Origin of the sequence: Pseudomonas sp. MOIL14HWK12:I1 (assembly GCF_000510705.1) — a bacterium.
GTDB classification, from domain to species: domain Bacteria; phylum Pseudomonadota; class Gammaproteobacteria; order Pseudomonadales; family Pseudomonadaceae; genus Chryseomonas; species Chryseomonas oryzihabitans.
The window spans coordinates 579,725-594,522 of the sequence record NZ_KI783307.1; the positions used below are offsets into that span (position 1 = coordinate 579,725).

The following is a 14,798-nucleotide window of genomic DNA, read 5'->3' on the forward strand; positions in this document are numbered from 1 at the left end:
TCGTAATCGGTAAAAAGTCCCGCTATTTCATGCCTTTGCAACCTAAAACAATGATAAAAATTGAGGCGCATGATGATGAAATACAATCTGTATGCGGTGGCCCGCTATGAGTGTGAATTGAGTTTTGTGGCCAGAGAAAGCAAGCGCATTGCTTTCCCTACCGTCCGAATCTGACATCCATTCGCAAAAATAGGGGCTAGCCATGCTTACTGTGCTCGGCTTTTCGATGGTCATCTGTTTCATGTACCTGATCATGACGAAGCGCTTGTCAGCGCTTGTCGCCTTGATCGTGGTACCCATCATTTTCGCGCTCATCGGTGGGTTCTACGCCGGGCTTGGCAAGATGATGCTAGATGGCATCAAGACGCTGGCGCCCACCGGCGTCATGCTGACGTTCTCCATCCTTTACTTCGGCATCATGATCGATGCGGGCCTGTTCGACGGCCTGGTGCGGACGATCCTCAAACTCGTGAAGGGCGATCCGCTCAAGGTGCTCGTGGGCACTGCTGTATTGACACTTTTAGTGTCCTTGGACGGCGATAGCTCCACTACCTACATGATTGCGGTTGCAGCCTTCCTGCCGCTCTATCAGAAGCTCGGCATGAATGTGCTCGGCCTGACCTGCGTGGTGAACATTGCCAGCGGCATCATGAACATCACGCCCTGGGGCGGCCCGACTGCGCGTGCTGCTGCCGCACTCCACGTGGACGCCATGGATATTTTCCTGCCTATGGTGCCTGGGATGCTGATCGGCTGCGCGTGCCTGATTTTTACCGCAGTCGTGCTAGGTAAACGTGAGCGGAATAGGCTTGGAATCGTCACGCTGGATACGTCCAGTGCTGGCATAGCACTGGGTAATGGCTCTGCCGAAGAGTGCGATCAGCACCGCCGTCCCCGCATGTTCTGGCCGAACCTAATCCTCACGCTTGTTCTGGTGGGGCTGTTGATGGCAGGGGTCGTGCCGATCCAGGTGCTGTTCATGGTCAGCTTTGCTATCGCTCTCATGATCAATTACCCGCGAATTGAAGAGCAGAAGGAGCGCATCGCAAGCCACGCAGGTAATGTGCTCGCGGTGACTTCGGTGATCTTCGCCGCCGGTATCTTCACCGGAATTCTGTCAGGCACCGGGATGGTGGACGCCATGGCGAAAGGACTGCTGGCTGTCATTCCTCACAGCTTCGGCCCCTTCCTGGCGGTGTTCACCGCGCTAGTCAGCCTGCCGTTCACGTTCTTCATGTCGAACGACGCCTTCTATTTCGGGATCCTGCCGGTCATTGCGCAGACCGCCGCCAATTACGGCATTAGTTCTGTCGAAATCGCCCGCGCTTCAGTCGTCGGTCAGCCGGTTCATTTATTAAGTCCGCTCGTGCCGTCGCTGTACCTGCTGGTGGGCTTGGCCAAGGTCGATCTTGGCGATCACCAACGCTTCGCCTTGAAGTGGGCGATCTTCGCAAGCTTCGGCCTATTGGCAGGTGGGCTGTTGTTCGGTGCGTTTCCTTTCTACCACGGCACCTGAACGTCCGAACCGGCCAGGGCCCAGCGGCCTGGCCGGTCACTCTCGCCAGTCTCAGGCGTAGGAACTCATTCAAACAAGAGGGTCACTCCCCATGCGTTACCGTAGAGCCTGGATTGGCGTCTTTCTCTTCACCCTGGCCATGATCAACTACATGGACAGGATCGCTTTATCCATCGCAGCCAAGCCTATCGCCGAAGAGTTTCATCTGTCGTCGGTGGGCATGGGCTATCTCTTCTCATCGTTCATCTGGAGCTATGCGCTCTTCCTGATTCCCGTCGGTCTGCTGATTGATCGCTACGGTGCCAAGCGCATCGGTGGCCTGGGCATCCTGGTGTGGTCGACGGCAACCGCGCTGACGGGCGCGGCCTCTAGCTTCGTTACACTGATTGCCGCACGCTTGGTGATGGGGGCTGGTGAGGCAGTCAGCAATCCAGTTGGCGGCAAAGTGATCCGCGAGTGGATTCCCGCTACTGAGCGCGGTACCACGACCGCTGTGTTCAATAGCGGCTCCTATGCTGGCCCGGCCATATGCTCGATCGTGTTGGCGGCATTGGTTGCCAGTCTCGGTTGGCGATGGTCGTTCGTGATCGCGGGTGGCATTGGGGCTGTTTGGTTGCTTGCCTGGTATTGCTTCTATGGCAAGCCCGAAGACGTCAGGTGGCTGAGTGAGCAGGAGCGTGCCCACATTCTTCAGCATCGCGACGGCGAGAAAGGTGCCGCGACCGGTAAAGGCTACGGCCTGAAGAAATTACTGAAAACGCCCACGCTGTGGGGGCTCGCCCTGACCCAGGGGTGCAACGTCTACACCCAGTACCTGTTCTTGACCTGGCTCCCCAGCTACCTGCAGGAGGCTCGCCACTTAACCTTGGCCAAGAGCGGCGTCGTGACGGCCATTCCCTATGCCATGGCCGTGGTGCTATGCATCGGTTTAGGCAAGCTCAGCGACCTGTACCTTAAGAAGGGTGGTGGCGTAAGTTCGGGCAAACGCCGTAACGTCATTGCGCTGTCTATGCTGATCGCCAGCTGCATCCTGCTGATTCCCTTCGCTGACTCGACATTCGGGCTGGTGGCAATTTCCTCGCTTACGCTCGCGGGTATCGCCTCTACGACCTCGCTTAATTTCTCGCTGCTCAATGACATGCTGCCCAGTGCGGGTGACGTGGGTCGCGCTGTAGCATTCGTAGTGATGGGCGGCAACCTTTTTGGGATGCTCGCACCCGTTGTGACGGGCTATGTGATCCAGGCTTCGGGCGGCTATAACGCGGCCTTCATCATTGCCGGCAGCCTGTTGCTTGTGGGAGCGGTGATCGCGCTGACGATGACGCGCAAGCCGATGCTGCCGGTTGCGAACGAAACCAAGGTTCCAGCGCCGATTCTCTTGACCAAATAAGCGGCGGTGTTAGAGCCCCTTCGATTGCCGCCTGCTCAGACATGCCAGTGGCTGAGTGGGTGGTAGACTGCGGGCTATCCTGCCTGTCCTGTCAGATGGGCGATCGGCTTAAGGTGCTTTACCGTTCTATGAATCTCTCGGCCCTACAAACTCGGGTAGCACGTGACATCGTTGCCTATGTTCGGCAGGAACAATTTGAAGAAGGGCATCACCTGACGGAGTTAGGGCTGGCCAAAGTCCTCAACACCTCGCGAAGCCCGGTCAAGATCGCCATGCAGTTCCTGGCGGAGCAGGGCATGCTCACCTATGACCGTAACCGAGGCTTCTTCTTGGCGCTAAGTGCCAAGGACATGGCCGGCTTTGCTCAATCCTTGTTCGAGGAAGCTGAGGATCCGCTGTATCTACAGATCGCGTCCATGCGGCTCCAGCGCAAGTTGCCCGAGCAGTTTGCGGAAACTGATCTGATGCGGCTGTTCGACGTGACACGGGCAACGTTGCGGGTGGTGCTGATGCGTATCCAGCAGGAAGGTTGGATCGAGCAGCGGGCGGGGCAGGGCTGGCAGTTCCTGCCCATAATCGATTCGGTACAGGCCTACGAAGAAAGCTACACCTTCAGAGCAATCATCGAGCCTGCAGCTCTGCTCGCACCCACCTTCATGGTCGATGCCGAAGCATTGGGCAGGTGCCGCCGGCAGCAGGAGTACATTGCCCAGGGGGGCTACCTGACCATGACGCCGCGCGAGCTGTTCGAAGCCAACGCCCAGTTTCATGAAACGCTGGCGACATTCTCTGGTAATAGGTTTCACCTGCAGACGGTGCGTCGACTTGATGGCCTGCGGCGTCTGGTTGAGTACCAGCAGGCCAGTCAGCGTACGCCGCGAAAAGAGCACGCGGAGGAACATTTGGAAATCCTGGCGCTACTTGAGGCAGGGGATCGTTTGGCAGCCGCTGATCGTATGCGCCGGCATCTCGAGCATGCCCGACAGCATAAAGTTCTTTCTGGGCTCTTCACCACCGGAGTCGCGACGGGCACGGAGCTTACTTGACCGAAGCCTCCCAAAGCGCCGAGGGAAAAATAGGGCGCAGTCATGGTTTTGACATGGCTAAACGTGAAGTTACCGCTTCCAATTACGGAGGCTGTAATAGGCGATGAGGCGTATTAATAATATGAGTGAAAGCTGTCGCTAACAGCCAGCCTCTAGGGTCATTCCTATTTCAATCGCCCGGTATGGGCTTTGGATCCTGCCATGCAGGTCTTTTACTCCCTCTGTCGTCGAAGGCGTGGCGTGCTGTCCGGAACTCTTCAACGTTCTCGACCACCCAGGTCCAGATGGGCGTCATCCGAACCAATAGGCTCATACCTAGAGCTGTCAGTTCGTATTCGACCCTGGGCGGCAACTCATCATAGTCGTGTCTGACAAGAAGGCCGTCACGTTCGAGCGAGCGGAGAGTCTTTGTCAGCATTCTCTGGGTGATCCCTGACAATTGTCGTGCGAGTTCTGCGTGACGCATGACGCCGTAGACGCCAAGTGCATGGAGGATACCTAAGGACCATCGACTGCCTGCATGAGCTAGCACCTCACGGCGTACTCCATCAACGTCCCGCCTGAGCGTCTGACAGATGGCTTCCGACTGTCTGAGAATCTCCAGCTCGGTCAATTTCTCCTCCGGTATCACGCGTGTGCCTTCTACTAAGCGTCGCTGTTGTCTGCCAGCATTGGTCAATACTACACCTGACTGCAGGATTGATCATGACTCTCAATTTTCCTACCGCTACTCAATCTATTCTCGTACTAGGCGCTGGTGAACTTGGCCTACCAGTGTTGCGCAACCTCGCGCGAATCTCCAAGCAAAAACCCGGCTCCGAGGTAAGCGTTCTCCTGCGCGAGTCCACGATTAACAGCCAGACGCCTGGTAAGAAAAAAGAGATAGATGAGCTGCGCAGTTTGGGCGTTAATATGGTGGCTGCCGACTTGGTCAACGACTCTATCGAGCAACTGGCCGCGGTCTTCTCTCAGTACGACACTGTCATTGGGTGCGCAGGCATGGTGGCTGGCCGTGAAACGCCGATGAAGCTTGCTCGTGCTGCTCTCCAGTCCGGCGTCAAGCGGTACTTTCCTTGGCAATTCGGCGTGGATTTCGAGGTAATTGGTCGTGGCAGCCCCCAGGATCTTTTCGATGCACAGCTCGATGTGCGTGAATTGCTGCGCGCGCAAAGTCAAACCGAATGGGTGATCATCTCAACCGGGATGTTCACCAGCTTCCTGTTCGAGCCCGTGTTTGGCGTGATTGATTTCGACACAGATACGGTCAATGCACTGGGCAGTCTGGATACCAAGGTCACTCTTACCACCCCGGACGATATCGGCAAGCTGACAGCGGACATCGTGTTCTTCGAGCCGCGTTTCCGCAACGAAATCGTCTACCTAGCGGGGGATACTCTGGCCTATGGCGAGGTGCCTGCCCTGCTCGAACGGGTACTGAAGCGCCCCTTCAAGTCCAACGTCTGGTCGGTTTCCTACCTGATGGACGAGATGGAGAAGGAGAGTGACGAAGGACTCAAACACATCAAAAAGTATCGTGCAGTCTTCGCTCAGGGTCGGGGTGTTGCATGGCCCAAGGACACAACCTTCAATGGTAGGCACGCAATAGCAACTACCACTGCGGAGCAGTGGGCGCTAGCCCACCTTGGCGATGCCAAGAAAGACTGATAGCCATTTAGCGCTGGTCTGCCCGGTTTCAGGGACTACCTGCAGCCAGCGTAGCGGGCGATCACCCTTACGGCTGGGCCAGCAGAGCACTGCGCCGCTGATACCGAAGCGCAGGCACTGTTCTGCTGTCCACAGCACGTTTTTGCCCTGGAGCTGGATGATGCTCAACCGGCCAAGATCGACGCCGGCCTGCAGCCACCCATGTGGGCAGATCAGGTAGGGGCGATGAGTACAACCCGCTCGCCGACGGCAGTGGGACGCGCAAGCGTCGGCCAGACGAGGGTCAGCTCACCAATGCCTGACCGGGCGCTGAAGATTTCGGTCAGGGCCGCATCAGGCCAGCCCTCGAGGGCAGTTAGCATTGAGCGCGGCGTGGCCGATTGGCTGGGTGCTGGCGTCGTCGACATGGGGACTTTGCCCGCCACACGCGGCGGCTATCGAGCGGGAGTCGAGCGCAACGACATTGGTGCCCACGTTATCCATGCTGCATGCGCGTCGGGGCCGACGGCGTGCTGCCGTGTTCGGTAAGCAGGACCTGCAGCTGCGCGCGCACCTTGAAGAGATCTGCATGCAGGACGGAGTTCATCGACTCCAGCCGGAGGATATGACGCCGGGCCCGTGAGGGAGGGTCGTCGCGGCCGTCTGGGAAGAGTCGTACCCTGCGGGGCCCGTGACGCTGATTCTCTTCCTGTACGAACTGGACGTAGCGTAGCCGATGACGCTGCACCTTCGCCTTGAGGGCATCGCGTTCTGCAATTAGTTGTCGCACTCAACTACAAACAGACGATTGGCGCGTTGGGCTTGCCCTAGGCACTGACGAACTTGGTCGAGCTCTTCGGTCAGCAAATCGATTAGGTTACGGCAGTACATCAGCTCCGTAGGGCGGAAGAGAGACTGCTATTGTTAGAAGCTGTCCTGCTCATCACCGAGCATGTCCATAGCAGTCCGCCTGCTCAATCCCTGAAGCCTTGATCTTCTGATAGTCGACAGAACGACCGAGACAACTGTGGCAGAGACGAGGGATGGGGCGCGAAATGGAGATGAGAGTGGACCTCCTTTCAGGATGCTGTATGGATAGACAGAAATTAGCGAAAGGGGTCCCGGCAAACTTGACAGCGACGAACGGCGGAGGCGAAACAAGGCATCACTGATGCAGTGGGGCCTCACCTGTACTAGAAGCGCAGCGACTCAACACTATTATGAATCGCTGCCTTGTGCGGCATGCGGACGATTAATTGCCCTGAAGCCAGCCCTCAACCACGTCGGCACCGTGCTTAGCTTTCCAGGCTTTCAGTATCTTGTGGTTACCGCCTTTAGTTTCAATGACCTCGCCGGTTTCGGGGTGCTCATAGCGTTTCAACGAGCGGGGCCGGCGCTGTTGTGCCGCCGGCGCGGAATTGCTCTTACGGGCGACGCTCTTTGTGGCAGTGGCGTTCATGTCCAGAATAGCGATGACGTCACGGAGCGACTTGTTGTAATCGCTCAGCAAAGCACGCAGGTGCTTTTCGAACTCAAGCTCTTTCTGCAGGCGCCCGTCGCTGTTTAGCTGTTCCAAGCGCTGCTTCAGTTCTTCAATAGTCGCTTCAGTCTGACGGTATTCTTGAATTAGGGACATCGTGATTTCCTCTGGATTAGGCGGTGGCTGCCTTTATAGCCTTTTTACTTGCAAGATGCTATATCCCACGTGATGATACGTTGAGCGCTGATTCAGTGCGGTTAAATCGGCAATGAAAAAAGTCCGCCCACTTCGGGAGATAATTCGTGCTGTACAAGCACGGTTACCCCTTATCTTCACCAAAAAGCTGGTATGTGGCACAACTACTATCTGGACATTGCTAGCCACTCAGAGGGCGAAGACGAATAGCGTTTGCTAGAGGGGCTCCGCGATAGTTGCGCGTGGGAATTCCCTTTCCCCTTCGCTGGTTAAGCAGCTGGCTCATTCCTGTTTTTGGGCGGCGATAGTCTGCGATCGGCACCGGTTCACGGTGCTGGTTGAGCACTCAAGTACCCGCGCCGTCCCCCGCACCGACATCCCCCTGGCCAAGCATTCGCGGATCCGCGCATGCAGCTGCTCATCCCTGGGCCGCCCTTTGTAAACTCCTGCCGCCTTCGCCTTGGCGATGCCCTGGGCCGCGCGGGCACGTCGCGTTTCGTAGTCCTTCCGAGCGAACGCCGCCATGAATTCCAAGAACATCTGGGATAGCGCCCTCGTCATCCACTCTTGGAGACCGTCGCCGCCGACCGTGGCCGGCCGGATCAATGCATGGGTCAGTGGTAGATCGAGGGAAACCACCTGCAGGCCCGCCTGGGCGATCCGGTCGCGCAACTGGTCCCAGGTCGCACGGTCAAGCCGGGACAATCGGTCGACCGCTTCCACCAGCAGTACATCTCCACGCTCGGCATCGGCCAGCAGTCGCAGCAGTTCACGACGGTTCAGCAGTGTGCCCGACGCGTTCTCAACATAGGTCGCCGCGATCCGGGCGCCATGCTCGCCGGCGAAGGTGCGTAGCGTCTCCCGCGCACGGGTGGCGTCCTGATCATCCGTCGAAGCTCGAAGGTAGGCGCGAACGAACATGACAGGCTCCGGTGTAGTCGTTTGGCGTCTCGAAATGTAACCGTAGTCGTTTGGGTCCGCTGGACTACTTTTCGCCACGTCTTTAGCCGTGCTGATAGGTGTAGCGCATGAGGTACAGGTAAAAGCACACGGCTACAGCAGATAAAATGGAAAGGCATGGGAGACTGCGTCCGACCCATAGCTGCCCTTGATATTCCTTCGAAAGCCTGGTGCTTCTTAACTCCAGCGCTAATGACGATATTGGCCTCCTATTTTTGCCGAGGCGATCATGGACGAAGAAAATCGTAAGCCTGATCCAGTTGGCGGAAACTATCGGGCGTGATCGTTCGCGTACATTATGTAGGCGCTAGCGAAGCTGCCAGCGTAGATGGCTAGTGATATCGAGCAGCTGTTACCGTATCAGTGGCTGCCGGGCTGGTCAGGACAGGTTGTATTTTGCTTACGCTTACCATATACCTGCCTGAAGCCGAATTTTTCGCAGTCGCGACCCAGCTCCAGACCTTTGATAGGAAGGAATCGATGCAAGATTCAGCGAACCTAGAATATGAGCCAGAAGTGCCAGAAACGGCGCCGGTTGGTAAGCGAATTCGACGCACAAGGCACAAACGTACCGCGGCTGATGAGCTCGCCGATAATGTAGAAGTAGCGCCGATCTTGGATACTTCAGTCACCTTTCCAGATACACGCTCCACGCGGGCAAAGCGCTGGAATCCCCTGGAATCCATCGCTGTCCAGAATTTCAAGGCAGCTAAACACGCCATCATTCCTCTGGGGAAGGTAACAATTTTGGTCGGGCCTAACGGGTGCGGTAAATCGTCCGTGCTTCAGGCTGTCCATTTGGCAGCACGCGCCGCAAGCTACATTCTGCCAAAAAACACCAGTGAAATGATCTCTTTTGAGCGGTTAGATTACTTACCCTCAAGCGATCCGTTGTCCATGCTCCACAACGGTCAGTTGAAGCCCGGAGCGACATCGACACCTATTGAGGTAGCGTTCAATCATGTAACCGCAGGAGACGATCCGGTCCAGACTGTTGTGAAACTGAGGGCGGCGAGGAATAAGGCTGGAATCACAGCACACATCGACGGTGGAAACGCGGTTACGCCATACAAGCAGCGATATCAGTTTCTCACGACTTACATCCCCGGATTGGCTGGACTCTCAGAGAAAGAGGCAATCCTGGCACAGCCGTCGCTGCGTCGACAGGCCGCCAGCGGCGACGCCGGAGGAGTACTACGCAACATCCTACTCAATCTCAAAGCCCGTAAAGCAGACGAATCTGATAGCTCAGCGGGGGAGCAGCGTTTGAGGCAGCTCAACCTGCTGCTGCAAAAAGTGCACCCTACCGTGTCCATTGATGTGTCCTACGATGATAGGGAGGATTTCCACATATCGGCCACGGTACAGATGGACGGATATAAAAGGCCGCTAGAAACAGCTGCTACAGGCATCCTCCAAACCATCCAAATTTTTGCGTATCTCATATATTTTGAGCCTAGGCTCATGCTGATTGATGAGCCCGATGCCCATCTTCATCCCAATCGACAAGAGCGACTTATTGAAGCCCTGGAGCAAGCGGCGGACGAACATGACACCCAAATCATATTGTCCACGCACAGCCCGCACGTGGTACGTGCAGCCAGCTCCACAACCAAGTTAGTCTGGATGAGTGAAGGCGAAGTCAAAACAGACGATGACGAAGCAATCCGTCGATTGCTCGGATGGGGCGGACTAGATAAATCTGTTTTGTTTTTCATTGAAGATGAAGACGACAAGCCCCTTCGGGCTATTCTCCGGCAATGGCCAGAGCTTAGCCGACATCTGTCATTGTGCAGGTGCTTTGGAATCGAAAACCTTCCAAAGGACAAGCTACTTGAAGGGTTACTGGTCGACGGCAAAATTGACGTAAGTGCTGTTATCCATCGAGATGGGGACTTCATGACGACCAAAGAAGCAGATAAATGGGCCGCAGCATTCAGTACGAAGGGTGTATATCCATGGGCGACGGCAGGATCGGATATTGAAGGATATTTCTGCTCAGCGGATTATCTGGCAGAATTATACGGAATCTCACTTGAAGAAGCGGAACGATGGCGAATGGATGCGTCCAGGGCGGTTAACAAGGCAAAAGATACCTTTTCCGCTAAGCGTCAAGTGATAAATCGGCTCATCTGGCCTGATGGTGGCTCACCTGAAACCAGTGATTTGTGGGCGGAGCAAGCAGGGCCCAGTCCCGCGACAGTAAAGGGCAAAAAACTACTGGCGCAGATTAAAGTCGTGGTGACCAAGAATGGCCATAGCAACAGCCCGTTGAATACATTCACCATTCCAAAGGGCTTCACGGTTGCTCCGGATCTCAAAACAATATTGGAGAAGGCGATAGCCAAGGTTTGAGCCGCCGCCATGGTCGACGTCGCGCACGCGGAGATTGGTTAAGTCACAATCACGAAGCTTGCTGTTGATAGCCAGATCGAAAAAAGCTAGATCTCGAATTTTTCTGTAATTTGAAGCATTACTCGGATAGCCTGGATATCTCTCAGTTGTAGCTGGGTTTTTGCCTAATCAATTTTCGTTTGTTCCAAGGCTAACGGCTACGGGTAGGCATGATGCTCATAACATGTCCTTCACGCGGGCAAGCACAAGAGTGGCTCACCAGCGCAACGGTCGCTAACCAGAAAAATAGTCATCTGCCACCGCCGACTATTAACCCATGCAGTGTAAAAACATAGATTCCGTTTTGAATTCCTCGCTTTACAGGGCAGGCATACATGGAATGGCGCGCGACGCGGACGCCTACCTCAGACGACGCAATGCCATTCCCAGCCACACTTACTACCGATATAATTTGCCTACAAATTACGCCCCGCTGAGGAGCCGCGGATGATCCTTCCCACCCTCGCAGATGTCGTGGAGCTAGCTGAAAATGGAACGCTGCTAGAGGCCATTTTCAGCGATCGTTGGCATTGTCGATATCAGCACTTCGATGCGATTGCTCAACTACTTGCCGACGCCCACAATGGGGAAAATTTCGATCTGCTTGACACTCTCTCTGCCAGCGGCCTGGCAGCTTTTAGTGGCTTTAAGGGTTACCAAGGGCGGAGGATCTACAGCTTAGCCATGGAGCGCCTAAACACTTCTGTAACAGCTTTACTACCATCACTCAGGATCCTCGCAAGCCAAGCAGACGGGGAAGCTCACGAGACTACTGAGACCCTTCGGAAGTGGTGCAGTGCCTCGCCAAATAGACCAAGGGAGCTAATTGATCTAGTCGACTCTGGAAAGCTGGATGCCTGTGACTTCTACAGTTTGCAAATTGCCATTCGCAACGGCCTAAAAGCGGATCTGCCCTACTTCACTAGACGCGCGTACGCGTTGATTGAGAATGGCACGGCTGTTGTGAAGGCTCAAGTTATACAGGCTTTATCCTCCCCGCCATTTAACGATGACGCCGAATGGCGCCGAGCATTAGATGTGCTTGGTATATCAGCTGTAACGGAGTCTGACGATGAGGTTCGTAGCGCACTGGTGAGAACGCTGTTAAGTTTCACAGAGTCGATTCCGCAGCGTTTTGCAATGGAGCTCGAGGAGCTGACGGGCAAGGCCTTACATCCGATCACATCAAAGGTCGCTCACCATCTTGCCTACGCACTCGCTTTCAGTTTCAAGGACATTCAACCTTCGTTAAGGGCATTACTGCTGGCGCAGCTTGGAGCCATCCAGCTGGAAGTTCAAACTCAAAAGCTTATCGACCTTGGCTTGGCAAACCTCATAAAAGCAGGCGGTGCTGATGAAGCTCGCGATTTTATTACTAGGCTGCTTATGCAACCGGGCTCCAATCTCCGGTTTGAGCTTTTTGATTCAACTATCCGAAACCTCATTGACGGGCCTGTCCAGGACTTCGAGACCTGGATTGTCGACTGGCTAAGGACAGCACCTCACTCGCTATGCAAAGAAATGAATGAATGCTTCTTTCGAGGCAATGAGGAGTACACATTCCGGCTGGAACTCACCCTATTCAATTTTACGGAAAGCGAATATGCGTTCATAGCTCGCAGAGCGACATCGGTCTTCTTTATGACCCCTGTCATCGCTGCCAGCTTTCTGGTTAATTTAGGGCGCTGCGCTCAGCGCGCGAGTATCAAATCTACGTTCGCACAAGCTGATCAGCCCTCTACTAAGCGAACTCATGAGCCGCCGAGCGAATCGCAAGGATCTGAAGATTGGGATGCCGAAATAAGCGATCTGCTGTTCGACCCGCTGCTAATAAATTACACCAGTGCCCAAAAGCATCTTCAGCCTATTGCCGACGACACCAATGACAAATCCGCTCCGATGGTAAAGCGCGCGCTCAAAAGTCTTGAGCAGTACTGTGACGAAATTGAGAAGGTTGGGTTTATCGTCGAGCTCGGGCCCTCTGAACGCGAAAAACAGTTAGAAGGTCAGCGCCGTTCTGACGTTATGAATGATGCGATGCAGGCGAGTCGAAAAGACTCACCTTTTGCCGGCATTTTTGCCGAGAGCATTCTCCTTTACGGAAATGGCATGGTGACGTGGATCGAGGACAGCCTGAGCTCCAACGAAGGCGACGAGCAGAGCGATAGGCAACCTACGCGCTTGGAACATCCCCTCGCAAGCATAAGCCACAGTGTTGAGTTGCCGCGTGAAATGATTCTCGAACCCGTCGGTTTGCAGATGAAGTTGATGAGTCTTCGAAACGCAGGTAAAACAGAATGAAGCTCGTATTCAGGGAATATCTCGCCTCTCTTCGAGAGCGCCGTGAGCTTGACGTGGTGCTACCTGATTTACTCAGCGAGCTAAATTTTAATGTGATTTCGCGCCCCTCCGTTGGAACGCGTCAATACGGCGTGGACGTAGCTGCTGTGGGGAATGAACTCGACCCACAAACAGGTATTTCGGAGGAGAAGCTATTTCTGTTCTCCATCAAGCAGGGTGATCTGACCCGCAACGATTGGGACGGCACACCGCAGGCGCTAAGGGGCTCAATCAATGAAATCACGGATTTCTATATTCCTGTTCGGATTGCCGAGCAATACAAGCACATGAAAGTTATCATCTGCCTGTGTTTCGGTGGGGAAATACATGAGGCGATCCAGGATATTGTAACGCAGTACATAAAAATAAAGACGAATGAACGCATTTCCTTTCAGATCTGGAACGGGGATTTCCTGGCCGGAAAGCTAAGCCAGGGTGTGCTACAGCAGCAGCTGGTCGACGAGCGCCTGCGCAGTAGTTTTCAGAAATCGGTCGCGATGATCGACGAGCCGGATATTGCCTACCAGCATTTTTGTCGTTTGGCTAAGGGGTTGTTTGGCGGTGAAAACCTGAAACCGCAGTCACGGTTAACCAGCGTGAGACAGGTCTACATTTGCTTGTGGGTACTGTTCGTCTGGGCACGTGCCGCGGGCAATCTGGAGGCCCCCTATCGAGCCAGCGAACGCGTCATCCTGCTAGCCTGGGAACACATTAAGGTGCACATTGATGCTAAACAGCAGAAGAAAATTGCGGACGACATGGGTAACACGTTCGCATTGCTCGTTGATCTTCACTTCCAAATTTGGGACGAGTTTTTAGGCGAAAAAATTTTGCCATACGTTCATGTCCGACATGGCATCTCTGCGGCGGTGAATACTTCGACATCAGTCGACATCAGTCTCAAACTATTCGAGACATTGGGACGGATCGCCCAGCGTGGCCTCTGGCTGCTTTGGCAGATAAGCGGGGATGACACGGTCCCTCAACGATGCCTGAAAACTGACGCAGGCGACCCATCCATATTCGACGAGGCCGCCAATTTGGCCTTAAAGATCCGTCACCTGATCAGCAACAATCCGATCTTACTTAGCCCGATCGCAGATGAGCAGTCGATCGACATAGGCGTCGCGCTGACCTTCCTCTCCATGATGGAAAAATGGCATCCGCTTGCTATCAACTATTGTGACCACCTACTCGAAAACTACCGATTCACCTACTGGACACATAATGGTTATCCAACAATAGACGCGAGCTATCGAAACTTGATCAGCCACCCCAGAGAATCTACTGATACCTATCGTGAGGATCAAACCAAAGGTAGTACTTTGATCCCGCTACTAATGGCTTGGGCAACATCGCGAGGCGAAACAAAGAGAACCAGAGAATTCGCAACTTTCGCTAAGGAATCTCTCAAGCATTGCACCATGCAGGCCTGGTTGCCAGGGGAGAATAGTGAGGAGATGTTGTATATAGGTATATCAGGGCATGGCCTAGCACTAACCGACATTCCTGTAACTTCTGACGGCGCGGCGGCGATCAAAATGCTCAACTCCGAGGTTTCGAGGGATGGGCATCTAAGGACGCTGTCAGCTGTGAGACATGGGCATTGGCCAATTCTGGTTATGGCTTGTAGGCACTACCGGTTACCACTGCCGCCTCACCTTTGGTTGCCACTCCTCACTCCTTAGCGTTTTTGGCTACCTGAGATCCACCGAGAACGACCGCTATTGGTCGAGAGCTCTCATTCAGAAGACGTTTCTCTCGATTGATTACCGTCTCTTTCGAAGATATTGCAGGCTAGCGGCCGTCTATTGCGACAAGCGGTGTGTGGTC

General features: G+C 54.7%; 10 protein-coding genes and 1 pseudogene. 7 read left to right on the plus strand and 4 right to left on the minus strand.

Annotated elements, in window-relative coordinates; all coding sequences use genetic code 11:
* The first annotated feature begins 202 nt into the window (after window positions 1-202).
* The 3 genes from PSEK12I1_RS0112735 to PSEK12I1_RS0112745 all read left to right on the plus strand — a co-directional run bounded on the left by PSEK12I1_RS0112735 (window position 203) and on the right by PSEK12I1_RS0112745 (window position 3,952).
* Entirely contained in the window at window positions 203-1,516 is a 1,314-nt protein-coding gene (locus tag PSEK12I1_RS0112735; protein ID WP_027601758.1) for a CitMHS family transporter, read from the plus strand.
* 91 nt (window positions 1,517-1,607) lie between these two features.
* The gene (locus PSEK12I1_RS23755; RefSeq protein WP_037006965.1) at window positions 1,608-2,906 is read left to right on the plus strand and encodes an MFS transporter; all 1,299 of its coding nucleotides are present in this window, start codon (window positions 1,608-1,610) and stop codon (window positions 2,904-2,906) included.
* Window positions 2,907-3,034: 128 nt separating this feature from the next.
* Window positions 3,035-3,952, plus strand: coding sequence for a GntR family transcriptional regulator (locus PSEK12I1_RS0112745; protein WP_027601759.1), 918 nt, complete (start codon window positions 3,035-3,037; stop codon window positions 3,950-3,952).
* 169 nt (window positions 3,953-4,121) lie between these two features.
* Here the strand turns inward: PSEK12I1_RS0112745 and PSEK12I1_RS24370 are convergent, their stop codons facing one another.
* Entirely contained in the window at window positions 4,122-4,565 is a 444-nt protein-coding gene (locus PSEK12I1_RS24370) for a helix-turn-helix domain-containing protein (protein ID WP_081737512.1), read from the minus strand.
* Window positions 4,566-4,657: 92 nt separating this feature from the next.
* Here PSEK12I1_RS24370 and PSEK12I1_RS0112750 point away from each other — a divergent pair, with 92 nt between their 5' ends.
* On the plus strand, window positions 4,658-5,617 hold the full coding sequence (locus PSEK12I1_RS0112750; protein ID WP_027601760.1) for an aromatic alcohol reductase: 960 nt from the start codon (window positions 4,658-4,660) through the stop codon (window positions 5,615-5,617).
* 1,231 nt (window positions 5,618-6,848) lie between these two features.
* Here the strand turns inward: PSEK12I1_RS0112750 and PSEK12I1_RS0112760 are convergent.
* Window positions 6,849-7,232, minus strand: a complete 384-nt coding sequence (locus PSEK12I1_RS0112760) for a histone-like nucleoid-structuring protein, MvaT/MvaU family (RefSeq protein ID WP_027601761.1) — start codon at window positions 7,230-7,232, stop codon at window positions 6,849-6,851.
* Window positions 7,233-7,553: 321 nt separating this feature from the next.
* Window positions 7,554-8,192 (minus strand): recombinase family protein, encoded by a 639-nt coding sequence (locus tag PSEK12I1_RS0112765; protein WP_027601762.1) that lies wholly within the window; start codon window positions 8,190-8,192, stop codon window positions 7,554-7,556.
* A 519-nt stretch (window positions 8,193-8,711) separates the two neighbouring features.
* On the opposite strand from PSEK12I1_RS0112765, the gene PSEK12I1_RS24380 reads away from it, so the two are divergent.
* The gene (locus PSEK12I1_RS24380; protein ID WP_231501000.1) at window positions 8,712-10,586 is read left to right on the plus strand and encodes an ATP-dependent endonuclease; all 1,875 of its coding nucleotides are present in this window, start codon (window positions 8,712-8,714) and stop codon (window positions 10,584-10,586) included.
* Between the two features lie 6 nt (window positions 10,587-10,592).
* Here the strand turns inward: PSEK12I1_RS24380 and PSEK12I1_RS24980 are convergent.
* Window positions 10,593-10,758, minus strand: a pseudogene (locus PSEK12I1_RS24980) (integrase); the annotation flags it as partial.
* 314 nt (window positions 10,759-11,072) lie between these two features.
* On the opposite strand from PSEK12I1_RS24980, the gene PSEK12I1_RS0112775 reads away from it, so the two are divergent.
* Together PSEK12I1_RS0112775 and PSEK12I1_RS0112780 are read left to right on the plus strand one after the other, a co-directional pair.
* The gene (locus PSEK12I1_RS0112775) at window positions 11,073-12,926 is read left to right on the plus strand and encodes a hypothetical protein (protein ID WP_027601763.1); all 1,854 of its coding nucleotides are present in this window, start codon (window positions 11,073-11,075) and stop codon (window positions 12,924-12,926) included.
* Window positions 12,923-14,653: a hypothetical protein gene (locus PSEK12I1_RS0112780; protein WP_027601764.1), complete on the plus strand. Its 1,731-nt coding sequence runs from the start codon at window positions 12,923-12,925 to the stop codon at window positions 14,651-14,653. The genes PSEK12I1_RS0112775 and PSEK12I1_RS0112780 overlap by 4 nt, the downstream gene beginning before the upstream one ends.
* Window positions 14,654-14,798: the final 145 nt, after the last annotated feature.